This is a genomic window from Rhodopila sp. (assembly GCF_965277825.1).
In the GTDB taxonomy this organism is placed as follows: Bacteria; Pseudomonadota; Alphaproteobacteria; order Acetobacterales; family Acetobacteraceae; genus Rhodopila.
In genome coordinates, this window is sequence record NZ_OZ255846.1 from 2,513,750 (window position 1) to 2,535,248 (window position 21,499).

Below are 21,499 nucleotides of genomic sequence, written 5' to 3' on the forward strand. Positions count from 1 at the left end.
CCTCCGAGGTTGTCGCCTGATGGGTTCATTTCGATGCGGGTCGATGGGCGGACGCATGCGGGCATGGATACTGATAGATCAGGAACCGCATCAGGCCGAGCACCGCGGGTTCAGTCATCCGGTTGGGGTCGGCGTTGGCCCATGTCACAAACCGAGCCAGTGCGTCGTCGTATGACGGTCTTGGTGTCGGCAGGCAGAACGGCTGGCGATCCGCTCGGGTGACGGCCTCGTAGCTGAGTGCCACGCCGACCGCGCCGTCGGCGAAGCCGCGGCAGAAGCTGTGCGCCACGTGCATCATCGGGTCGTCATTGCCGGCGCTGCACAGTTCGATCAGGTCGCGGGTCGACCGCGGCGGGAACTGGTCGCGATTGACCGTCGCATGGGCGGCGGCCGGAGCTACGGCGCCGAACACCGCGATTGCGCATGCCAAGTTGGAAAGTCGGATCACGTTTTACTCTCCCGGGGGTCGACGACCCAAAGCGATTATCATGGCCAGGATGGCTGAAAAGCAGAATCAGCCTAACCGGTTCGATCATGTTGACAACCGGCTAGCCAGTGCCTGCTGAGTCACGGTTGCGCGGGACCGGCCGCCCCTACGGTGATCGGCCCCCGACGGTAATCGGCGGGGTCAGCCCGGATGGCTGTTGCCGTCCGGGGGCGTGGGCCGGTCAGGGCGTGGGCCGGTCACCGAAGCCGCGGGCTGAGCTGATCAGTATCCGTGCCGTCGCTCCGACGGTTTGGCGAATGGGTCGGTAACGTAGCGAAAACGTTGATCCCGAGCGATCCAGCCCCTGGCCGCCGCCTCGGTGGCGAAACCGGCCGCGGTCTGCGGCAACGCTCCAACCCTGGCGATTTCGACGGCGAAGCTGTCGTCGTCGCGGTGGACGATGCGGTACGACGTGTCGGTCATGCTCCACCCCGCCGGTCAGTCGCCACTTCGGCCGCGGCTGACGCGACGGTCAGGCAATGCGGTGGGATGGTCACGAGCCACCGCGAACGGGCGCGGAATCGTCGGCCCGGGATACCATCGCGGCGGCGCGCTGAACCGTGATTTCTTTCAGCACATGCACGCCGCCGGCGGCGGTCGCCAACTTGACCTCGCCATGTTCATCGTAGATCGAGACGACGTGACGGGCCTGCACCATCAGCAGGCTGCCGGTCGCGGTCTCGAACATGGCCCAGTTCACCGCGCCCCGCGGGAGATCATCAGCTTGATGTAATCGGCTCGGCTGGTGCCGTCATAGGACATTCCAAACGGCTTCTTTTCGGTGGTTGCCGGTTTGGTCTGCACGGCGGCGGCCCTGGTCCGCTTCATCCTGGCGTTGGTCGGCGGGACGATCGGGCGGGCAACCGCGACGCTGAGTTCGGTGGCGGCGCGCCCTGATCCGTCGGAACGGCCTTCGCGCCACGACGCTACGTCCTTCCGCAGTTGGTCCTTCATCGCGCTGGCCGCTTGATCCGCTTCATCGGTCTGCCCGGAATCTGCCGGCGTCGGCTGATCGGTCTTGTTCATGCTGGCTTCCTTCTGATGATCGGTCGCGCCGGTCGGTTTGCGCCCTGCGTTGAGCGACGAGTGGGGAACTGCGTTGAACGACGCGGGCGCTGGACGGCCCTGTCGCCGATCGGGTCAGCACCGGACTGACGGGATATTTTGACCGGGGCGGCGGAAACTGGGGTAGACATGCACCGGGGCAGGCGAGGGGTCCTCGCGCAGAACATCCACCTGATGTGCGCATGATGGCGACAAAATGCAAGTCCGAGGCCGGCTGGCGCGTGATCCGCGCTGATGTCCGGCGTCCAAAGTCCGCCGCGCCAAGCGAACCTTGGTTCGCGCCACTGGCTGTTTGGTGCAGGTGCAGTGGCCTGCTTGTCTCTTCGGTGCGCCGCATCGTGCGGCGCTTCGGCATAGTGCGGCGCTCCGGCGGCAGGATTTAGAACAGCTTGTCCTGCGGCCCGAGTTTGACGATCACGTCATTCGGGTCGGCCAGATTGAGCATCGCGCGGGCACGCTCGTCCAGCGTGTCCGGGTCCAGGTGGCGGGCGCGCAGGCCGGAGACGCGGATACTCCAGGCATCGCGTTCCGCCTTCGCCGCCGCCTGATCCGCCACAACCTCATGCAGAAGCTGTTGCCGCTGAGCGTAGGCCACCAGCCCGCGATCACCCTGGGTGGCGTTCCAGCCGAAGTAACCGGTGATCGCCAGGAACACCGCTGGTGCGACCATCATGCGGGCGCGTCGCTTCAATTCTCGGCCGAGTGACATCGCTCACCCCAGGATTCGCCGGGCGAACTTAGCGCACGGCCCGCGTCCAGTGAACGAGAAAACGCCATCAAGCGGACGAATTTTCGACATTTCCAAGGGTCATCGTGCGTACTGATCCAATAAGGGAAGGGGACGATCCGATGCGATTTCGCAGGCTGACCCTGGCGCTGTGCGGCCTGGTCACCGCGCTCGGTGTGGTGGCGCCGGCGTTCGCTTATGACGACCGGCGCGGGCAAGATCGTCGTGAGTGGCGACAACGCGAATGGCGGGACCATCAATGGCGAGAGCATGACTGGCGAGAACCTCAATGGCGCCAGCAGTATTGGCCCCCCGCCCTGGCGGTCAGGCCGTACGGCAACTACGCTCCGCCGCCGGTGTTCTACCACAATCCGACCTTGTATCGCTGAACGCGGCGCTTCCTATCGCTGAACTCGGCGCCTCGGTCGGGTTTCTCGCCCGCGGCCCTGGCGGAGACCCGGCGGTTTACCTGATGGCAGCTGTCGTCGCGGCGTCGTGGGCCGGCCGGCATGGCGCGTTGACATGCAAGGATGCCGAACGCATCGTCCGGCCGCTGCAATCCAGGAAACGGCCGCGCAATGTCTCAACACAGCCTGCAATACCTGATCGAGGACCTTTGGGAGCGCCGCGAAACCCTGTCCTCGTCCACCAAGGGTCAGGCGCGCGACGCGGTCGAGGCGGCGCTCGACGCCCTGGACAGCGGCGAGGTGCGGGTGGCCGAACGGCGTGAGGCCGGCTGGGCGGTCAATCAATGGCTGAAGAAGGCGGTGCTGCTGTCGTTCCGGCTGACCGATTCGGCGGCGATGGAGGGGCCGGGCGGCGCACCGGTCTGGGACAAGGTGGCGCTGAAATTCGCCGGTTGGGGGGAGAACCGCTTCAGGCAGGCCGGCTTCCGCGCCGTGCCGGGTGCCGTGGTTCGCCGTTCTGCGTTCATCGCGCCAGGGGCGGTGCTGATGCCCAGCTTCGTCAATGTCGGCGCCTGGGTCGGGCGTAACACCATGGTGGATACCTGGGCCACGGTCGGCAGTTGCGCCCAGATCGGCGCCAATTGCCATCTGTCGGGCGGCGTCGGCATCGGCGGCGTGCTGGAGCCGTTGCAGGCCAACCCGGTGATCATCGAGGATGACTGCTTCGTCGGCGCCCGATCCGAGGTCGCCGAGGGCGTGGTGGTGGAGCGGGGCAGCGTGCTGTCGATGGGGGTTTTCATCGGCGCCTCCACCAAGATCGTCGACCGCTCCAGCGGCGAAATCTTCATCGGCCGGGTGCCGGCCTATTCGGTAGTGGTTCCAGGGTCGCTGCCGGGCAAGGCGTTGCCGAATGGCTCGACCGGGCCATCGCTATATTGCGCCGTCATCGTCAAGACGGTGGATGCGCAGACCCGGGCGAAGACGTCGATAAACGAGTTGTTGCGAGATTGATGGACGCCTTGTGATGGAGGGCTGGGGCACGGCCACGGACCTGACGGATCCCGTGCCGCTGGCACAGGCGCTGATCCGCTGCGCATCGGTGACGCCGGCCGACGATGGGGCGCAACAGGCGCTTGGCGCGATGCTTGGGGCCTTGGGCTTCAGCGTGCAGCGCCTGCGCTTCGGCGAGGTCGAGAACCTGTTCGCGCGGCGGGGCGAGTGCAGTCCGCATCTCTGCTTCGCTGGGCATACCGACGTGGTGCCCCCGGGGGCGGCGGACTGGCGGGGCGATCCGTTCGGCGGCAAAGTGCGAGACGGCGTGCTTTATGGCCGTGGCGCCTGCGACATGAAGGGGGCAATCGCGGCGTTCGTCGCCGCGGTCGCGCAAGCGCCTCGCGCGGTGGGTCGGGAGGGCTCGATCAGCCTGCTGATCACCGGCGACGAGGAGGGTCCTGCCACCGACGGCACGGTCAAGGTGCTGGAATGGATGCGGGTGAACGATCAACTGCCGGATTTTTGCCTTGTCGGGGAGCCGACCTGTCCGGTGCGGCTGGGCGACATGGTCAAGATCGGCCGGCGCGGCAGCGTTAACATGAAGCTCGCGGTGAACGGGACCCAGGGTCACGTGGCGTATCCGCATCGGGCCGACAATCCGGTGCATCGGCTGATCCAGGTGCTGGGTGCGTTGACCTCGGCGCCGCTGGATGCCGGCACCGACTGGTTCGAGCCCTCGACGCTGCAGGTGACCAGCATCGATGTCGGCAATGGCGCCACCAACGTAATCCCCGCGGTGGCTCGGGCGGCGCTGAACATCCGCTTCAACGACCGGCACAGCGGAGCCTCGCTGACCGCTTGGGTGCGGGCCACGCTGATGCGATACGCCGAACGCTTCGACCTGGAATCCAGCGTCAGCGGCGAGTCGTTCGTGACCGAACCGGGAGCCTTGGTGGAGTTGCTGCGCGATGCGATCCGTAGCGCGACCGGGGTGGATCCGAAGCTTGATACCGGCGGCGGCACGTCGGATGCGCGGTTCATCGCCCGCTACTGTCCGGTCGCCGAGTTCGGTCTTGTCGGCGCCACGATGCACCAGGCCGACGAGTGCGTGCCGGTGTCCGAACTGCGCGACCTGGCCAGGATCTATCGGGACATCATCGTGGCCTTCCTGGCATGAGCCAAGGCTCGGTGCCGCGCAAAAGCATCCTGCTGGGGATACTGCGCATTGCGCGCGGCCGGGCTGACGGTGTGGGCTGCTTCGGGTCGACCTCGCAGGCGTTCCTGTCCAGCCTGGCGCCGCTGGTGGCGTTTCCGTTGGTCGGGGCGATCCTGGCGATGTTCAGCGAGGGGCCGAGGCGGGCGCTGACCGGCCTGGCGATGACGCTTTGCGCGCTGCTGACACCGGCTGTGGTGTCGTTCGAACTGGCGCGGATCTGGCGGCGCGGCGAGGCCTGGGCGCGCTTCGCCACGGCGTTCAACTGGTGCGAGTGGATCCTTCCGGTGCTGGCCTGCTTTGTCATGGTGCCGCTGAGCGTGGCGATCGGCGCCGGCATGAGCGAATCGGCGGCCAGTTTCGTGCTGGTATGCTGCCTTGGCAGCTACGGGCTGTGGCTGCACTGGTTCCTGGCCCGCAAGGCGCTTGGCTTGTCGCGGTCGCGGGCCGTTGTGCTGGTATTCCTGGTCAACTTGGCGACCGCGCTGGTGGTCATCGGCCCGCGGCTGCTGGGCAACGACCTGGGATGAGTTCGGTCTCGGTCGTGACCCTTGGGCTGAACGCGGCGTTGCGGCTGGCGCGCGGCCGGGCGGATGGCGTCGTGCTGGTGCCGAATGACCGCAAGACCATCGTGCGCAGCTTCTGGTCGATCGCATTCTGCCTGCCGGCGGTGGCTTGCCGGTTGCTGATGTCCTGGCAGGACAGCGGGGTGCCGACCGATGCCGTCCATCTGCTGGCTCGCGAGTTGATCGTTTTCGTGGTCGGCTGGCTGGTGTTCGTCGAAGTGACCTATCGCCTGGCGCCGCTGATTGGGCGAGCCGATCGCTGGGGCCGGTTCATCGCGGTGTGGAACTGGTGCAACGTCATCGAGGGCGTGCTGATCATTATCGGTGGTCTTCCCGGCGTGCTGGGGGCGCCCCCGATCGTCGATCAGGCGTGCGAACTGGTTACCATCGGCTGGGCGCTGTGGCTGGAGTGGTATGCCACGCGACTGGCGTTCGGGGTCACACCGCTGGCGGCGGTCGGGCTGGTCCTGCTGGACCAGTCGATCGGCATCATGCTGGCTTCGCTGGCGCTGATGATGGGGTCCTGATTGCCGCTGGCGTCGCGTGGAACGAGCTGTCCTTATAGCCGACGCTGATCAGCGCCAGACCCTCGGGTGGGGCGGTGGGTCCCGCGGCGGCGCGGTCCCGGGCGGCCAGCGCCTGACTGACCCGCTCGACCGGCCAGCGTGCCTCGCCGACAAGTTTCAGCGTGCCGGCCAGATTGCGCACCTGGTGGTGCAGGAAGCTGCGCGCCTCGGCGGTGATTTCGACGATGTCGCCGTGACGGGTGACGTCGAGCCGTTCCAGCGTGCGGATCGGCGAGGCGGCCTGGCAGGAGGCGGCGCGGAACGAGGTGAAGTCGTGCCGGCCGAGCAGACGCTGGGCGGCCTGGTGCATGGCGGTGGCATCGAGCGGGGCGGGGACGTGCCAGACCCGTCCGGCCATCAGGCCTGGGCGGCTGCGCCGGTTGAGGATGCGGAAGCGATACGACCTGCGGTCGGCTGCGAACCGCGCGCTCCAGTCCGGCGCCACGGCGACCGCGTCCAGCACCACGACGGGATGTGGTTTCATGTAGAAGTTCAGCGCGTCGCGGATGGCGCCGGCGCTGTGCGAGTCCGGCAGATCGATGTGGGCGACCTGGCCCTCGGCATGGACGCCGGCGTCGGTGCGCCCGGCGACGACGCTGGCGACCGGCTGGCCGGCGTTGAGGTGGGCGGCGGCCTGCTCCAGCACTTGCTGGATCGACAGGCCGTTGCTCTGGCGTTGCCAGCCGACGAACGGGCCGCCGTCATACTCTAGCAGCAGCGCCCAACGGGTCGTCGAGTGGGTCATTGGGCGTGGGTCATTGGGCGGGTCATTGCCCAAGCAGGGTTCCGGGGGGCACCGGATGGCCGCGCAGGAAGGCGTCGGCGTCGAGCGGGGCACGGCCTGGCAGTTGCACCCGGGTCAGCCGTACGGCACCGCTGCCGCACGCCACTGTCAGCCCGTCATCCAGCACGGTTCCGGCGGTTCCGGACCCGCCGGCGGGCCGGGCCGCGAGGATTTTCAGCGGGGCGCCGGCAAGGCTGGTGAAGGTGCCGGGCCACGGGTCGAATGCCCGGATCCGGCGGTCGATGACAGCGGCGGATTCGCGCCAATCGATGCGGCCATCCTGGCGCGACAACTTGGCCGCGTAGGTCGCCTCCGCCTCCGGCTGCGGCGCCGGCGCGGGCGAGGTCGCAAGCGCGTCCAGGATCAGCTTCGCGCCGATCGCGGCGAGCGCGTCGTGCAGCGTGGCGGTGGTGGTTTCGCCGCTGATCGGGATGCTTTGGCGCAGCAGCATCGGGCCGCTGTCGAGGCCGGCCTCCATCTGCATGATGGTGATGCCGGTCTCGGTGTCGCCGGCCAGGATCGCGGTCTGGATCGGTGCGGCTCCACGCCAGCGCGGCAGCAGGCTGGCATGGATGTTGAGGCAGCCGCGATGCGGCGCATCCAGCATCGGCTGCGGCAGGATCAGGCCGTAGGCGGCCACCACCGCGGCACCCAAATGCAGCCGGCGGAACGCCTCGGCCGCCTCTGGGTCGGTGCGCAGCCGGGCAGGAGTACGTACCTGCAGACCCAGCCGGGTGGCTTCGACCTGCACCGGGCTGCGCCGGATTGCGTGGCCGCGGCCGGCGGGGCGCGCCGGCTGGCAGTATACCGCGGCGATGTCGTGGCCGGCGCCGTGCAGTGCCCGGAGGGCGGGAACGGCGAACTCCGGGCTGCCCATGAAGGCGATGCGCATGCGCGTTCACCGTTTCCGTTCGTCTTGCTTCAGCCGCTGTTCCTTGGCCAGCCGACGCATGATCATGTTGCGTTTCAGCGCCGAGAGGTGATCGACGAACAGCACCCCGTCCAGGTGGTCCAATTCGTGCTGCAGGCAGGCCGCCAGCAGACCGTCGGCCTCGATCTGACGCCTGGCCCCGGTTTCGTCCAGGTAGCGTAGCTTGATCCGAGCGGGGCGGCTGATGTCGGCGTATTGACCGGGCAGCGACAGGCAGCCTTCCTCGCGGGTGGCGAGTTCGTCGCTGGCGGCGACGATTTCGGGATTGATCAGGCTGCGCGGTTCCGGTTTGTCGTCCGGGGCCAGGTCGATGACCACAAGGCGAAGGCCTCGGCCGATCTGCGGCGCCGCGAGGCCGATGCCAGGGGCTTGATACATCGTTGCGAACATGCGTGGGATCAGCTCGCGCACGGTATCCCGGTCCGCTGGCTTCACCGGTTGGGCGCGTGCCTTCAACATCGGGTTTGGCGCGATCAGGATCGCCAGCGGCTCACTCGCCGCCTGTGTCGCCGTTGGATTTTTGTCGCTGCTCATTGTCTCGCTGCATTTAGAGTACGATGGCGTTCAGCGGAACGTCCGCGGCGGGCGAATCACGTGAAAAATCAGACCGCGGGACGTTTTCGGTGGCCACGGCGAGGGTGCAATTGATTTTGCTCAAGGCCGACTCGGGCGGGCATCCTAAACCTCTTGAATCCGCCGTCGTGGCTGCCAAGATGTTGCGTAGCCGAGATGCCTCGACAGGGTTTCGGCGGTTTGCTTCGCTCGTAGGAGGGGGCCTTGACGACCCGCATGTTTACTTCGCCGCTTTTCCTGGGCTTCGACCACCTCGAGCAAATGCTGGAGCGTGCGTCGAAGACATCGTCCGATGGCTATCCGCCATATAATATTGAGCAGACCAGCCCGACCGGGCTGCGTATCACGCTCGCGGTTGCCGGGTTTACGATGGACGATCTGCAGATCACCCAGGAAGACAACCAATTGGTCATCCGGGGGCGACAAACTGACGACAGCCAGGGCCGAATCTTCCTGCACCGAGGCATCGCGGCGCGGCAGTTCCAGCGGTCTTTCGTGCTGGCCGAGGGGATCGAGGTCAAGGGGGCATGGCTCGACAACGGCCTACTGCACATCGACCTGGCCAAGCCGCAGCCCGAGGTTCGCGTCAAGACGATCCCGATTACACGTAATACCTCCTCTTCCGCCATGCGACCGAACGGTGCCGATCTGGGCGCCCTGGTCGACAGCAAGGCGGATCGATGAGGCAGCTTGGGCCTTTGGCCTCGCAAGCACCGACAGCGCTTCGACAAGGCTGTCGTCAGACAGGAGTACACAAGCGATGAATATCGACCCAGCCGACCAAATTGATGCTGCGTCTTCGCCGGCCGAAATGATCCCGTTCGATGTGAGGCATCTGTCGGAACAGCAACTCGCCGCGCTTGGGGTGGCGCACATCGCCTATGTCAAGCCGGTGATGGTGAACGGCGTGCAGGGGTTCGCGATTCATGCCGCTGACGGCACGCCGATGGCAGTGGCGGGCGACCGCGAGGTGGCCATCGCCGCTGTCATGCAGCACGAGATGATGGCGCTTTCAGTACACTGACGGTCCCGCGAGGCCGGTTGGCCGACGCCGGTTAGCCGGCCGTGGCCGACCGTCGGGCGGGACGGCGCTTTTTGGCTTGGGACCGGAGTGACTGTGGCCTGAGCTGGCGGCGAGGCCTGATACAGAGATATAATCCGGCGCAATCAATTGTCCGCCGCCAGCGTGACCACCGGGGTGAACATGTACCCCCCATACCTCACTGTCTTGATGAAGGCGGGATCTTTCAGGTTGGTCTCGATCTTGCGCCGTAACCGGCTGATCTGCACATCGATGCTGCGGTCGAACACCGCCGCGGCTCGGCCGTGCACCAGTTCCAGAAGATCGTCGCGCGACAGCACCTTGCGCGTGTGCTGACAGAACACCAGCAGGATGTTGAACTCACCGCTGGTCAGCGGGCGGGACTTGCCGTCGGGGGAGAACAGTTGTCGCCGGCCGACGTCCAGCCGCCAACCCTCGAACACCAGGACCTGCGGCGTCTCGGCCTGGCCTGGGTCGTTTTGCACGCTGCGACGCATCACCGCGCGCACCCGGGCCAGCAGCTCGCGCGGGTTGAACGGCTTGGGCAGATAGTCGTCGGCGCCCATTTCCAGGCCGACGATGCGGTCGGTGTCGGCGCCTCGGCCGGTCACCATGATGATCGGCACCGAGGACTTGCCGCGGATCCGGCGGCAGATCGAGAGCCCGTCCTCGCCCGGCAGGCCGACGTCGAGGATCACGCAGTCCAGCCGGCCGCACGCCATGACCTGGTCGAGGTCGCGTCCGGTTCGCGCGGCGGCCACCTCGAAGCCGTTGTCGCTCATGTAGGTTTTCACCATTCGGCTGATTTCGGGATCGTCCTCGACGATGGCGATACGGGATAAAGCGTCCATGGCCCACCTTTCGGCCGCGAGATTGCCACCGCATGGAGCTCACGAACAAGTGTAACCTGTATGCGGAAACAAATTGACATGTTCGAGGTGGTCAACGATCGCCCGGAGCGGCTATCGGACGCGGGGTAGCCGAGCGCATACCGATCCGTATAATCGTCCGCGACGTCGCGCCCCGGCTATCCGTGGGGCCGACCCTTGGCCCGCGGGCCGATCCCTGGGGAGTGAAGCATGAGTTTGAAAGCTGCGGCCTATATCGCGGGTGCGTGGGAGCACCCGACTCGCAAGGCGCCGGACAAGTCGATCGCGCTATTGCACGCCGAATGCGCCAAGGGCGCGCTTGAGGATGCCGGACTGAGTAAGGACGACGTCGACGGCTATTTCTGCGCCGGCGACGCGCCGGGCGCGCTGGGCCCGCTGTCGATGGTCGACTACATGAACCTGAAGTGCCGCCACGTGGACAGCACCGATGTCGGCGGATCGTCCTACCAGGTGGCGGTGGGTCACGCGCTGGAGGCGATCGCGGCGGGCCGCTGCAACGTCGCCCTGATCACGCTGTCGGGGCGGCCGCGCAGCGAGGGCCAGGCCACCGGTACCGCGCCGCGGCCCGGCAATCCCACCGCGCCGGAAATGCAGTTCGAGTTCCCCTACGGTCCGGCGACCGCCAACCTCTACGGGATGTGCGCCGCTCGGCACATGCACGAGTATGGCACCACCAGCGAGCAGCTTGCCTGGATCAAGGTGGCCGCGTCCCACCACGCCCAGTACAATCCGCACGCCATGCTGCGCGACGTGGTCACGGTGCAGGACGTGGTCAGTTCGCCGATGGTTTCCACCCCGCTGCACCGGCTGGATTGTTGCGTGATCAGCGACGGCGGCGGTGCGTTGGTGCTGACCAAGCCGGAGATCGCCAAGAGCGTGAAGCGGCCGCTGGTGAAGGTGATCGGGGTCGGTGAATCGCCCAAGCATCAGTCGGGCGGTGATCTGGATCTGACCTACACCGCGGCGCGCTGGTCAGGGCCCCCGGCGTGGGAGATGGCCGGGGTCAAGCCGTCCGACATCAAATACGCCTCGATCTACGACAGCTTCACCATCACCGTGCTCATGCAATTGGAAGATCTGGGGTTTTGCGAAAAGGGTCAGGGCGGCAAGTTCGTCGCCGACGGCAACCTGATCTCGGGCAACGGCAAGCTGCCGTTCAACACCGATGGCGGCGGGCTATGTTCGAACCACCCGGCCAACCGCGGCGGCATCACCAAGATCATCGAGGCGGTGCGCCAGTTGCGCGGCGAAGCGCATCCGAAAGTGCAGGTTCCGAACTGCAACCTTGCTATCGCTCACGGCACCGGCGGCGCGCTTGGCACGCGCCATTGCGGCAGCACCGTGATCCTGGAACGGGAGTAACCGACATGGCCGACACCGCGCGCAAAATCCAGTTCATCGGCAGCACCGAGACCAATCCGGAAACCAAGCCGTATTTCGACGGCGCGTCCGCCGGCAAGCTGATGGTGCGGCGCTGCACCCATTGCAACAAGGTGCATCACTATCCGCGCGAACTGTGCCCGTTCTGCTTCGGCGCCTGCACCTGGGAGCAGGCCTCCGGCAAGGGCACGATCTACACCTTCAGCGTCATGGAGCGGGCCAATCCGCCCTACGCCATCGGTTACGTCACGCTGGCCGAGGGCCCCAAGATGCTGACCAACTTTGTCGACTGCGACTTCAAGGCGTTGAAGATCGGCCAGCCGGTGAAGGTGGTGTTCGCCAAGACCGAGGGCGACGGACCGTCGATGCCGGTGTTCGCCCCCGCCTGAGCGGAGCGGGCCGTTTCAGGGCCCAGGGGGCCAGGGGTTCAGGGGCCAGGGGTTCAGGGGCCAGGGGTTCAGGGGCCAGGGGTTCAGGGGCCAGGCTCGATCGGCATGCGGGCAATGCTCAGCCATGCCACCGGCGCACCGGCGGCTTCGGCTGCCTGGGGCGCCGGACGCGAGGCGTCCCAGTCGGCGGCGATGAAGCGTCGGCCGCTGACGCCGGCCGCCTGATCGGAGACCAGCCAGAGCAGCGGCGGCAGCATGATCTCGGGCCGCAACATCTTGGACCGGTCGCCGGCCTGGGCTCCCACCAGCGGCGTATCGGTGGTGCCGCCGGGGACCAGGACGTTGGCGGTGACTTCGGTGCCGGCCAGATCGGCGGCGAGCACCGCCATCGACGATTCGAGCGCGGCCTTGCTCGATCCGTAGAGCAGGTGGCCGGCGCGGACCATGGTTCCCAGGCTGGTGGTGACGGTGATGATGCGCCCGCTGTTGGCTTGCAGCATGTGCGGCAGCACCGCCCGCGACATCAGGATCGGCGCGGTCGCATTGATGGTGACGAAGCGCTGCCATTGTTCGGGGGTGATATGCCAGAAGCGGATCGGATGGCTGCGCTGATCGGGGCGGATCGCCGCCTGGCCGATGCCGGCGTTGTTCACCAGGACGTCGATGCCACCGAACCGGGTGATGGTTTCGGCCGCGATCCGCTCGAACGAATCGGGCTGCGCCAGGTCGGCATTGAGCGGTGCGATCGGCGCCGGCAGCGTGCCCAGCCCGTCGGCGTTGAGATCGACCGCGATGACGTTGAACCCGGCGTCGGCCAGACCGAGCGCCATGGCGCGTCCCAGGCCGCTGGCGGCGCCGGTGACGATGGCTGTCTTTTGTGGTGTCGGCATTGTCGGTTCCTCCGCGAGGCAGTGTGCGGCGAGCGCGGCGGGATGCCAAATCGCGCTGCTTCTGTCGGCGATCGGCGGGTCATTGCATGGCGATGCGGGTCTATCTCAGAGACGTGAATTGGGGCGGCGTTATTTCCGTGTGAGCATAGCGCTCAGGAATCTTTCAGGAAAACTCGCCATGTCTATTCGACGCACACGTATTGCGCTCGTGCCGACTGTACTGTTGCTCTTCATGGTTGTATTTGCCGTCGCCGCGCGGGCGCAGTCGGTGACCCTGGTCGCCGCCGGCAGCCTGAACCTGGCGCTTTCGCAGGTTGCCGATGCCTTCACCGCGGCGACCGGCATCAAGGTGGCGCAGACCTATAGCCCGTCGGGCACATTGCGACAGCAAATCGAAAGCGGGCTGCGGCCGGACGTGTTCGCCAGCGCCGACACCAACAGCCCGCAGACGCTGCAGCAAGAGGGATTGGCTGGCCCGGTGCAGGTCTTCGCCAGCAACCAGAACGTTGTCGTCGTCCGCTCCGGCTTCGGCCAAGCGGTGAACCCGTCAAACCTGCTGAGTGTACTGCTTGATAGCTCCACCAGGATCGGCACCTCGACCCCGGTCGCTGACCCCGGTGGAGACTACGCGCAAGAGATTTTCCAAAAGGCCGACGCGGTGCAAGCGGGGGCGACGGCGACCTTGCAGGCCAAGGCGCAGGAACTGGTGGCGAATGCGAACGCGCCGGCGGTCCCGGCTGGAACCAACAGCCTGGTCTATTTCCTCGACACGACGCAGACCGTTGACGTGTTCATTTCCTATGTTACGAGCTGCGGTGCAGGCCCGTGTGCTCGATCCCGCGCTGCACATCGTATTTCTGCCGCGAGAACTGTCGGTGGCAGCACCATTCGGGCTGACGGTACTCAATGGCGCATCCTCCGAGGGGCGGCAGTTCGCCGATTTTATTTTGTCTCCGAAGGGACAGCAGATACTGGCGAGTTACGGATTTATCCCGGCTTGCCGGACGTGGGCGCGGAATCCGTTTCGTGACGTTTGCTAGACGATAGTCAGCCTGACTCAAAACAAAGCGCTGCGCCCAGCAGGCCAGAGATAGCGCGTTTGGGCATCCCGGCGAAATACCAGGTCTATACTGAGAGCCCACGCCAGGTTTGACTGGCGCGGCTAGGTCGGCGCGCCGATCACAAGGCAGACATTTTGGCCGCCGAAGCCGAACGAATTCGATATTGCGTGGCGCACCGTGGCCGGACGGGCGACATTCGGCACACAATCCACCGGCAGTGCCGGGTCCGGCAGATCGTAGTTGATGGTCGGCGGCAGCAAGCCGGCGCGGATCGTCAGCAGGGTGAAGATCGCCTCGATCGCGCCGGCCGCGGTCAGGCTGTGGCCGATCATCGACTTGTTCGACGATATCGGGATCGATCCGGCCCGGTCGCCGAACACCGCGGTTATGCCGACCCATTCCATCTTGTCGTTCTCCGGCGTGCCGGTGCCGTGCGCGTTGATGTAGTCGATCGCCGCCGGGTCCAGCCCGGCATCGGCCAGAGCGTTGCGCATGCAGGCGATGATCGGTTTGCCGTCGGGCGAGGACCGGGTGCGATGGAACCCGTCCGCCACCTCGCCGCAGCCCTCGATCACGCCTAGTACCGTGGCGCCGCGGGCTTGGGCGGCGGCGAGGCTTTCCAGCACCAGGGCGCCGGCGCCCTCGGCCATCACGAAGCCCTCGCGGTCCTTGCTGAACGGGCGCGACGCCGAAGACGGCGGATCGTTGCGGATGGATAGCGCCGACAGCAAGGAGAACCGAATCAGGCTCTCGGGGTTGACCGAAGCGTCGGTGCCGGCCACCAGCGCGCACTCGGCTTCGCCGCGGCGAATCGCCTCGACCCCAAGCTGGATCGCGGTGCCGCCGGAGGCGCAGGCGGTCGAGGTCGATACCGGCGAACCCTTGGTGCCGAACCGTTCAGCCAGGTTCTCGCCGACTGATCCGAAGAGGAAGCGACGGTAATACGGTTCAAAGGCTCCGCTGCCGGCGGCGCGCAACAGGTCGTCGTAGGTTACTGTTTGATCCGCGTCCGACTCTTTGCCCCCGCCTAACTTTTGGCCTGCCTCTAACTTTTGGGCCGCCCTGGATGCGGCCGCCATGGCGAGACGCTGGGGCCACTCCAGCTCCACCGGCGGCAGTGCCAGGAACAGCGGCCCGGGGAAATCGCCGAACCGTCCGATCCGGGCCTGGGCGATGGCTTCCTCGATGACCAGTTCGGCCATCCGTTCCGACAGGGCAGGGGCAGATTGGTCCACTACAGGAACGAAATCGACGGTGCCGGCGATCGTCGTACGCAGGCCGTCGATCGGGAAGCGGGAGATCCGCCGGATGCCGGACACCCCGGCGGTCAGCGCCTGCCAGTTGGCCGGCTGGCCCTGGCCCAGCGAGGTGAGCACGCCCATGCCGGTCACCACGACGATGCGGCGGCCCAGATGATCGGTGTCGATGGTCATTTTGGTCCCCCTCGGATGGCGCGCTTTGGGTGCCTCGGCTCGACCGCTTCAGGCGGCGGTGACAAGGGCCAGCGATTCGCCGCGCCAGTGGCCCCAGGACGTCACTAGGGCCTGCCGCAGCGGCGTTGTCATCGGCTTTTCGGCGGGCTCCAGCGGCGGGAACAGCGTGGCGTGGCGAACCGCCAGCGCGGCGAGCGCCAGGCTGGCTGGGAAGGACGGCTCCAGCGCATGGCCCAGCGCCGTGGCGGTGGCGCGCACCGGGATTGCCAGGTCCGCCAGGAACGTCGCTTCCTCTCGTGTCGCCGCGGCGACTCCGGAGGCGCCGGAGATTACCGCGGCTTCGGTCGGATGATAATGCGGTGCCATGGTTTGGAGCTGCGCCTTGGCATTGCTGGTCGCCTCACCTGGCAGGCGTCGGCTGCGGTCGGTGCGGATCGCGGCGATGTGCGCCCACGCCGGCGCCCCCCGAGCGGCGGCATGGGTTCGGGATTCGATCACCAGGAAGCAGCCGACCGATCCGAGCATCAGGCCGCCGCCGGAGGTCTGGCGCGCCCAGATCGGATAGAACGGGGCTTTGCGCTGCATTCCACCCATCTCGTAGTGCAATAGGACATCCGGACGCTGCGCGTTGTATGACCCGCCGACCAGCATGATTTCGCCCTGGCCGGCGGCAATGCGGGCGCAGGCGATGCGCACCGCGTCGGCGCCGGCGGCCTCCTCGCCCATGAAGGTGCGGGACGATCCGATGACGCCATGCACGATGGAGATGTTGCCGGCCAGCAGATTGGACAGTTGCGCCAGGAACAGCGTCGGCCGCAGCTCGCCCTGCAAATGCTGGTTCAGATAGAGTCCCGGGTTGGCGGCGTGCGGATAGCCGGACAGCAGCGCCGAATCGACGGCCTGGTCACGCTCACCGCCGCCGGCCGCGACGATCATCCCCATCCGTGACAACAGTTCGGTGTTGCCTTTCGCGCCGGCCTGCTCCAGCGCCAGGCCGGCGGCGAATACGCCGATGCGCTGCCAGGGCTCCATCTGGCGCTGATCGCCGCGCTTGGGAATCTGGCGGTCGAAGTCCAGCGCGGCCAGCGGATGCACCGCGAAGGGGGCGTAGCTGGTCAGGTCGAGCACCGGGCGGAAGTCGTTCAACGCCTGCCAGTGCGCTTCGGTGCCGCAGCCGAGGCTCGACACGATGCCGATGCCGGTGATCAGCGCGTCGCGGTCATGCGCCATCGGCTGACCCGTCCGCGGCCTCCGCCGGGGGCAGGAACGCTTCGGCCAGCCCGATGCGATGGGCGGTGGCGATCATCGCCGCGCGCAATGTCGGGTTGGGGAACACCACGACCCCGTAACGCAGTTCGGCGTCGGCTATTTTCTTGCCGCCGGCCGTGATCGAGGCCTTGGCCACGGCGTAGCCGGAGCCTTCGTGCAGCAGGGTTGCCTCGGTGCGCAGGTCCTGGGCGGGTGGGACGATGGATCGCATCTTGGCTTTCTCGACCTGGATCAGGAACGGCATCCGGGCACAGCGCAGGGTGGCGAGGATCAGCCAGCCGCCGGTTTGTGCCATGATTTCAATCATCAACACCCCTGGCAGGATCGGGTAGCCGGGGAAATGGCCCTCGAACACCGGGGACCGGTCCGGCACCTGGCCGGCGGTGGCGATGCGGCCGGCGCCGACGTCGAGCTCGATGATCCGATCGACCATCTGGAAGTATTCCAGGCGCATCCGGTCAAGCCGCCTGGGCGGCGGTCATGCTGCCTTGGCCGCCACCAGCTTGTCGATGTTGGCGCAGAGGTTCTTCAGCACGAAATACTCGTCGGTGGTGACCTTGCCGGCGTTGACGTCCTGGGTCCACTGCTCCAGCGGCATCTTGATGCCGAACGACTTGTCGATGGCAAACGCGACATCGAGGAAGTCCAGGCTGTCGATGCCGAGGTCGTTGATCGCATGGCTTTCGGGCGTGATCTTGTCGGGTTCAATGTCACAGGTGTCGGAGATGATCCCCGCCACGGTTTCGTACGTCGATGCCATGCCCAAAGCCCCTGAGAAAGTCCGCGCGGCACTAACATTCTCGCCCATGGGTGGCAAGAGTCGGCAAGCAAGGCCGGGCTCTGCCCGGACCCGCGAAGGGGGCGACGCCCCCTTTGATCCCATTGATTAAGGGACTGGGTGAGGAGGGGGCTACTCGGGGAATGCAACCACCTCGGTCGCCCCCTCCTCACCCAGTCCCCTATACCGGGTTCCAAGGGCCGTCGGCCCTTGGCGGGGTTCGGGGCAGAGCCCCGACCTTCCTGTCGGCCCTCACCCCGTGGCGACAATCGCGGCGGCGGCGTCGGTCAGCACCTGGCAGCCGAGGGAGATGTCCTGGTCGCTGGTATTTTCGGCGTAGTGGTGGCTGATGCCGCCGATGCTGGGGACGAACAGCATGGCCGAGGGCAGCCGTTGGGACAGGATCTGGGCGTCGTGGCCGGCGCCGGATGGCATCGACTGGTGCTGGCCGGGGGCGTGGGTCTGGGCGGCGGTGGTCAGGGCCTGGCGGAACGCTTGATCCATCGCGCTGGGGGCGGTGGTGCCGCGCTGGGCGATGCTGACCTCGCAGGGGCCGTTGGCGGCTTCGGCCAGCAGTTCGTCCAGCGCGGCGTCCAGCGCGGCGAGCATCGCGGGATCGGTATCGCGGAACTGGAACACCAGTTCGGCGGCGCCCGGCACGATGCTGGGGGCGCCGGGGTCGAGCTTGATATCGCCGGTCGTCCAGACCGTGCGTGGTCGGGCGATCGGCGGGAATCGGGCTTCGATGGCGGCGACCAGCTTGACCAGCGCGACCCCGGCGTCGCGGCGCACCGCCATGCGGGTGGTGCCGGCGTGGTTCTGCTGGCCCTTGAACTGGATGCGGAAGCGGTGGCTGCCGACGATGGCGGTGACGATGCCGAGGCGCAGATGGTGGTCTTCCAGGTCGGCGCCCTGCTCGATATGGGCTTCCAGGTAACCGCGGTAGCGCGCGGGGTCGATGGTCTGCCGCGGGCGGTCGGCGAATCCGGCCTGACGCAGCGCGTCGCGCAATGAGAGGCCGGATTCGCGGTTGGCGCAGGCGTCGATTTCGGCCTCGGTCAGCAGGCCGCAGAACGACCGGCTACCGATGAACGAGCCGAAATGGCCTTCCTCGTCGGCCCAGGCGGCGACGTCGATGCCGCGACCGAGACTGCGGGCGACTTCCAGGCCGTAGATCACGCCGAGGGCGCCATCCAGCCAGCCGGCATGGTTCTGGGTTTCCATGTGGCTGCCGATCAGCAGCTTGGGCCCCGGTGTGGGGTCGCGGCCGAAGACGTTGCCGATGCCGTCGATCGAGGCGTCCAGCCCGGCCTCGGTGAGCCGGTCGGCGAGCCAGTGACGGGCCTCGACGTCCGGCGGGGAGAAGGTCGGGCGGTGCACGCCGGTCTTGTATTTGCCGATTTCGCGCGCCGCGTAGAGGTCGCGGAGCAAGCGGGTTGCGTCGATCGCCGGCATGTCGGTGTCCCTTGGGTATGATCGCGTCGCCAGGCTTTAGGGTTGGCCTGGCATCGCTCCGGTCACGACTTCACCGCATGACGAGCTGATCTGTCCATCGCGCGCATGGCAGGGTGACTGGGGGTTTCACGCTGCCATGCAACGCGGGGTTACTTGACGCTGGAGTAGGGGGTTGGGCCGAGGATGTAGTTCGTCACCTTGGCGACGATCGGGCCGTTGGCCTCGGTCTTGGCGCGCGCGGCGTGCCATTCCGGGTCGGCCTGGAAGGCGGTCCACTTGGTTTCGCGTTCGGCGAGCGATTCCCAGGCCAGCATGTAGTAGAGCGTCATGTTCGATTCGCCGATCAGCGTGGTCCAGAAGCCGGCCTGGCGAATGCCGTGGCGCTCCCAGATCTTCAGCGTGATGGTGCTGAAGCGGTTGTTGAGGTCGGGCAGGCGGCCGGGAACGGTTTCGTAGATGCGCAGTTCGTAGATCATGGTTCCTCCGTCGGGTAGTCTGCGGCGGAGTGTGGGACCGCAGCGGCAGGCGGGCAAGCCGGCCCGGCTAGACCAGTTCGGCGTCCACCGCGAAGGTGGTGGCGGCATCGGCCAACCGCCGGTCGAGCGTACAGAGCCTGGCGCCGTGGTCCGCCGCGACGGCGAGATGCATTGCGTCGGCGGCGCGCAGTCCGAGGCTGAACTGCTCGACGAAGCGGGCGGCGGTGGCGAAATGGTCCCGGTTGATCGGTAGAACGGTCAGGGATTCGGTTCGCAGCCGAGTGAATACGCCGGCCAAGCGTGCCCGATCGGCGGCGTCGAGTTCTCCCGAACGGACCTTGATCGACAACGCGGAAGTCAGTTCGGTGACGACCCAATCGCTGATCAGCAGGGTTTCTGGTGGCTGGCGTCCAAGCCAGGCCTGGACGCGACGGGTGGCGGCTTCGTTGGCCAAGGCCGCCACCAGCAGCGATGTGTCGAGGTAGACCGTCAGTAGCGGTCCTCATCCCGCATGGCGCGGACCAGTCCCGAGCGTGCGCCTGGGGCCAGCGTGTTGGTCACGGCGCGTAGCATCGCGACGTCAACCGGCTTGCGCGGACGCGCAACGGCGCGAAGTTCCACGACCGGTTCGCCGCGGCGGCTGATCTGGACCTGCTCCCCGGCCTCGGCGCGGGCGACGAGTTCGCTGAGGTGCGATTTGGCCTCAGCGAGGTTGATGGCGTCCACGGGATCGTCCTGACCAAGTTGTTAGTCACATATAGGCGTTTGCCATGGACCCGGCAAGTGGTCAATTGCACGCCCCTGACCGCTGCCCGGCATGGCTGCGGGCCCGCTCGGGACACTGCCGGTTGATCCGCCTGCCGCGCGCGGGTAGGGTCCCGCGCCCATTTCGTTCTGGTATGCCCGATGTCTCTCACCGCCGAACGGCTCGACCGTATCCAGCCCAGCCTGACCATCGCGATCTCCACTGTCGCGCGGCGGATGATCGCCGAGGGCAAGAACGTCATCAGCCTGTCGCAGGGCGAGCCGGATTTTGATACGCCGCGCAACATCAAGGATGCGGCAATCCGAGCGCTGGAGGCGGGCGAGACGAAATATACCGATGTGGCGGGTACGCGGGTGCTGCGCCGCGCGGTGGCGACCAAGTTCGCCCGCGACAGCGGCATCGAGTACAAGCCGGAGGAGATCATCATCTCGACCGGGGCCAAGCAGGTGCTGTTCAACGCCATGCTGGGGACGTTGAATGCCGGCGATGAGGTGATCATTCCGAGCCCTTGCTGGGTCAGCTATCCGGATATCGTGACGCTGGCCGACGGCAAGCCGGTGCTGGTGCCGTGCGGGCAGAACCACGGCTTCAAGCTGCGCGCGGAGGACCTGGAGGCGGCGATCACGCCGAAAACCCGCTGGTTCATGCTGAACAATCCGTGCAACCCGACTGGGGCGGCGTACAGCGCGGATGAGCTGAAGCCGATCTGCGAGGTGCTGATGCGGCATCCGGAGGTCTGGGTGCTGACCGACGACATCTACGACAAGCTGGCGTACGATGGCTTCAGGCCGGGCACGATCGTGGCGGTGGAGCCTCGGTTGAAGGAGCGCACGCTGACGGTGCATGGGGTGTCGAAGTCGTATGCGATGACCGGCTGGCGGATCGGCTTTGCCGGCGGCCCGGTGGCGCTGATCAAGGCGATGGACAAGCTGCAGAGCCAGTCGACCTCGAACCCGAACTCGATCGCCCAGGCGGCGGCGGTGGAGGCGCTGCTGGGGCCGCAGGACACGGTGGAGGCGATGCGGTTGGTGTTCGAGCAACGGCGCGACCTGGTGGTGGAGATGCTGAACTTGGCGCCGGGCATCAACTGCAGCACGCCGGATGGGGCGTTCTATGTGTATCCGTCGATCCACGGCTGTATCGGCAAGACCAGCAAGGGCGGCGTGGCGATCAAGGACGACGAGGCGTTCGCGCTGACCTTGCTGGCCGAGGAAGGAGTGGCGACGGTGCATGGCGCGGCGTTCTGCTATCCCGGCTACATCCGCATCAGCTATGCCAACGCCACCGAGGAATTGCGCGAGGCGTGCGTGCGCATTCAGCGCTTCTGCCAGGGGCTGCACTGAGATGAGTGAGGCGGC

At 66.8% G+C, this 21,499-nt stretch carries 29 protein-coding genes and 1 pseudogene; 12 read left to right on the forward strand and 18 right to left on the reverse strand.

What is annotated here, in order from left to right:
- Window positions 1–25: 25 nt before the first annotated feature.
- The 5 genes from ACQY4T_RS12445 to ACQY4T_RS12465 all read right to left on the reverse strand — a co-directional run bounded on the left by ACQY4T_RS12445 (window position 26) and on the right by ACQY4T_RS12465 (window position 2,261).
- Window positions 26–448, reverse strand: a complete 423-nt coding sequence (locus ACQY4T_RS12445; RefSeq protein WP_428542345.1) for a Rap1a/Tai family immunity protein — start codon at window positions 446–448, stop codon at window positions 26–28.
- A gap of 261 nt (window positions 449–709) precedes the next feature.
- Window positions 710–910, reverse strand: coding sequence for a hypothetical protein (locus ACQY4T_RS12450; RefSeq protein WP_428542348.1), 201 nt, complete (start codon window positions 908–910; stop codon window positions 710–712).
- 70 nt (window positions 911–980) lie between these two features.
- The gene (locus ACQY4T_RS12455; protein ID WP_428542351.1) at window positions 981–1,175 is read right to left on the reverse strand and encodes a hypothetical protein; all 195 of its coding nucleotides are present in this window, start codon (window positions 1,173–1,175) and stop codon (window positions 981–983) included.
- A gap of 8 nt (window positions 1,176–1,183) precedes the next feature.
- The gene (locus tag ACQY4T_RS12460; protein ID WP_428542354.1) at window positions 1,184–1,513 is read right to left on the reverse strand and encodes a hypothetical protein; all 330 of its coding nucleotides are present in this window, start codon (window positions 1,511–1,513) and stop codon (window positions 1,184–1,186) included.
- Between the two features lie 418 nt (window positions 1,514–1,931).
- Complete coding sequence (locus tag ACQY4T_RS12465; protein WP_428542357.1) at window positions 1,932–2,261, reverse strand: FtsB family cell division protein; 330 nt, start codon at window positions 2,259–2,261, stop codon at window positions 1,932–1,934.
- 140 nt (window positions 2,262–2,401) lie between these two features.
- On the opposite strand from ACQY4T_RS12465, the gene ACQY4T_RS12470 reads away from it, so the two are divergent.
- The 5 genes from ACQY4T_RS12470 (at window position 2,402) to ACQY4T_RS12490 (ending at window position 5,985) form a co-directional block, all read left to right on the forward strand.
- Entirely contained in the window at window positions 2,402–2,668 is a 267-nt protein-coding gene (locus tag ACQY4T_RS12470; protein ID WP_428542360.1) for a hypothetical protein, read from the forward strand.
- Window positions 2,669–2,857: 189 nt separating this feature from the next.
- Window positions 2,858–3,697 carry a 2,3,4,5-tetrahydropyridine-2,6-dicarboxylate N-succinyltransferase gene (dapD, locus tag ACQY4T_RS12475; RefSeq protein ID WP_428542363.1) on the forward strand — a complete coding sequence of 280 codons (840 nt, stop codon included), beginning with the start codon at window positions 2,858–2,860 and terminating at the stop codon, window positions 3,695–3,697.
- Window positions 3,698–3,710: 13 nt separating this feature from the next.
- Complete coding sequence (gene dapE, locus ACQY4T_RS12480; RefSeq protein WP_428542366.1) at window positions 3,711–4,856, forward strand: succinyl-diaminopimelate desuccinylase; 1,146 nt, start codon at window positions 3,711–3,713, stop codon at window positions 4,854–4,856.
- Window positions 4,853–5,422 (forward strand): hypothetical protein, encoded by a 570-nt coding sequence (locus tag ACQY4T_RS12485; RefSeq protein ID WP_428542369.1) that lies wholly within the window; start codon window positions 4,853–4,855, stop codon window positions 5,420–5,422. Before dapE ends, ACQY4T_RS12485 begins: the two co-directional genes overlap by 4 nt.
- Window positions 5,419–5,985, forward strand: coding sequence for a hypothetical protein (locus tag ACQY4T_RS12490; RefSeq protein WP_428542372.1), 567 nt, complete (start codon window positions 5,419–5,421; stop codon window positions 5,983–5,985). The genes ACQY4T_RS12485 and ACQY4T_RS12490 overlap by 4 nt, the downstream gene beginning before the upstream one ends.
- On the opposite strand, the gene truA is transcribed toward ACQY4T_RS12490, so the two are convergent.
- The 3 genes from truA to def are packed head-to-tail and all read right to left on the reverse strand — an operon-like array spanning window position 5,948 to window position 8,273.
- Complete coding sequence (truA, locus tag ACQY4T_RS12495) at window positions 5,948–6,769, reverse strand: tRNA pseudouridine(38-40) synthase TruA (protein ID WP_428542374.1); 822 nt, start codon at window positions 6,767–6,769, stop codon at window positions 5,948–5,950. The two genes, ACQY4T_RS12490 and truA, sit on opposite strands and share 38 nt — an antisense overlap.
- 22 nt (window positions 6,770–6,791) lie before the next feature.
- Complete coding sequence (gene fmt, locus ACQY4T_RS12500; RefSeq protein WP_428542376.1) at window positions 6,792–7,700, reverse strand: methionyl-tRNA formyltransferase; 909 nt, start codon at window positions 7,698–7,700, stop codon at window positions 6,792–6,794.
- 6 nt (window positions 7,701–7,706) lie between these two features.
- Window positions 7,707–8,273, reverse strand: coding sequence for a peptide deformylase (gene def, locus ACQY4T_RS12505; protein WP_428542379.1), 567 nt, complete (start codon window positions 8,271–8,273; stop codon window positions 7,707–7,709).
- A gap of 243 nt (window positions 8,274–8,516) precedes the next feature.
- Here def and ACQY4T_RS12510 point away from each other — a divergent pair, with 243 nt between their 5' ends.
- Both ACQY4T_RS12510 and ACQY4T_RS12515 read left to right on the forward strand, forming a co-directional pair.
- Window positions 8,517–8,996 (forward strand): Hsp20 family protein, encoded by a 480-nt coding sequence (locus ACQY4T_RS12510; RefSeq protein WP_428542382.1) that lies wholly within the window; start codon window positions 8,517–8,519, stop codon window positions 8,994–8,996.
- Between the two features lie 76 nt (window positions 8,997–9,072).
- Entirely contained in the window at window positions 9,073–9,336 is a 264-nt protein-coding gene (locus tag ACQY4T_RS12515) for a DUF1150 family protein (RefSeq protein ID WP_428542385.1), read from the forward strand.
- 143 nt (window positions 9,337–9,479) lie between these two features.
- Here ACQY4T_RS12515 and ACQY4T_RS12520 read toward each other — a convergent pair whose 3' ends face one another.
- Window positions 9,480–10,205, reverse strand: a complete 726-nt coding sequence (locus ACQY4T_RS12520; protein ID WP_428542388.1) for a response regulator — start codon at window positions 10,203–10,205, stop codon at window positions 9,480–9,482.
- Between the two features lie 228 nt (window positions 10,206–10,433).
- Here ACQY4T_RS12520 and ACQY4T_RS12525 point away from each other — a divergent pair, with 228 nt between their 5' ends.
- Window positions 10,434–11,606, forward strand: coding sequence for a thiolase domain-containing protein (locus ACQY4T_RS12525; protein ID WP_428542391.1), 1,173 nt, complete (start codon window positions 10,434–10,436; stop codon window positions 11,604–11,606).
- 5 nt (window positions 11,607–11,611) lie between these two features.
- Entirely contained in the window at window positions 11,612–12,013 is a 402-nt protein-coding gene (locus ACQY4T_RS12530) for a Zn-ribbon domain-containing OB-fold protein (RefSeq protein WP_428542394.1), read from the forward strand.
- Window positions 12,014–12,096: 83 nt separating this feature from the next.
- Here the strand turns inward: ACQY4T_RS12530 and ACQY4T_RS12535 are convergent, their stop codons facing one another.
- A complete protein-coding gene (locus ACQY4T_RS12535; RefSeq protein WP_428542397.1) occupies window positions 12,097–12,903 on the reverse strand; it encodes an SDR family NAD(P)-dependent oxidoreductase in 807 nt (268 codons plus the stop codon).
- A gap of 232 nt (window positions 12,904–13,135) precedes the next feature.
- Here ACQY4T_RS12535 and modA point away from each other — a divergent pair.
- Window positions 13,136–13,702: pseudogene (modA, locus tag ACQY4T_RS12540) on the forward strand (molybdate ABC transporter substrate-binding protein); the annotation flags it as partial.
- A gap of 1 nt (window position 13,703) precedes the next feature.
- Window positions 13,704–13,943 (forward strand): substrate-binding domain-containing protein, encoded by a 240-nt coding sequence (locus tag ACQY4T_RS12545; protein WP_428542828.1) that lies wholly within the window; start codon window positions 13,704–13,706, stop codon window positions 13,941–13,943.
- 122 nt (window positions 13,944–14,065) lie between these two features.
- On the opposite strand, the gene ACQY4T_RS12550 is transcribed toward ACQY4T_RS12545, so the two are convergent.
- The 8 genes from ACQY4T_RS12550 to ACQY4T_RS12585 all read right to left on the reverse strand — a co-directional run bounded on the left by ACQY4T_RS12550 (window position 14,066) and on the right by ACQY4T_RS12585 (window position 20,101).
- Entirely contained in the window at window positions 14,066–15,397 is a 1,332-nt protein-coding gene (locus ACQY4T_RS12550) for a beta-ketoacyl-ACP synthase (protein WP_428542400.1), read from the reverse strand.
- Window positions 15,398–15,445: 48 nt separating this feature from the next.
- Window positions 15,446–16,627, reverse strand: coding sequence for a beta-ketoacyl-ACP synthase (locus ACQY4T_RS12555; protein WP_428542403.1), 1,182 nt, complete (start codon window positions 16,625–16,627; stop codon window positions 15,446–15,448).
- Window positions 16,617–17,120, reverse strand: a complete 504-nt coding sequence (locus ACQY4T_RS12560) for a 3-hydroxyacyl-ACP dehydratase FabZ family protein (RefSeq protein WP_428542406.1) — start codon at window positions 17,118–17,120, stop codon at window positions 16,617–16,619. Before ACQY4T_RS12560 ends, ACQY4T_RS12555 begins: the two co-directional genes overlap by 11 nt.
- A gap of 24 nt (window positions 17,121–17,144) precedes the next feature.
- Entirely contained in the window at window positions 17,145–17,426 is a 282-nt protein-coding gene (locus tag ACQY4T_RS12565; protein ID WP_428542409.1) for an acyl carrier protein, read from the reverse strand.
- Between the two features lie 270 nt (window positions 17,427–17,696).
- Complete coding sequence (locus ACQY4T_RS12570; protein WP_428542412.1) at window positions 17,697–18,899, reverse strand: hydantoinase/carbamoylase family amidase; 1,203 nt, start codon at window positions 18,897–18,899, stop codon at window positions 17,697–17,699.
- 149 nt (window positions 18,900–19,048) lie between these two features.
- Entirely contained in the window at window positions 19,049–19,375 is a 327-nt protein-coding gene (locus ACQY4T_RS12575) for an NIPSNAP family protein (protein WP_428542415.1), read from the reverse strand.
- 67 nt (window positions 19,376–19,442) lie between these two features.
- A complete protein-coding gene (locus ACQY4T_RS12580) occupies window positions 19,443–19,868 on the reverse strand; it encodes a type II toxin-antitoxin system VapC family toxin (protein ID WP_428542831.1) in 426 nt (141 codons plus the stop codon).
- Window positions 19,865–20,101 carry a type II toxin-antitoxin system Phd/YefM family antitoxin gene (locus ACQY4T_RS12585; protein ID WP_428542418.1) on the reverse strand — a complete coding sequence of 79 codons (237 nt, stop codon included), beginning with the start codon at window positions 20,099–20,101 and terminating at the stop codon, window positions 19,865–19,867. The genes ACQY4T_RS12580 and ACQY4T_RS12585 overlap by 4 nt, the downstream gene beginning before the upstream one ends.
- Before the next feature lie 180 nt (window positions 20,102–20,281).
- Between ACQY4T_RS12585 and ACQY4T_RS12590 the strand changes: the two genes are divergently transcribed.
- The gene (locus ACQY4T_RS12590) at window positions 20,282–21,484 is read left to right on the forward strand and encodes a pyridoxal phosphate-dependent aminotransferase (RefSeq protein WP_428542421.1); all 1,203 of its coding nucleotides are present in this window, start codon (window positions 20,282–20,284) and stop codon (window positions 21,482–21,484) included.
- The last annotated feature ends 15 nt before the right edge of the window (window positions 21,485–21,499 follow it).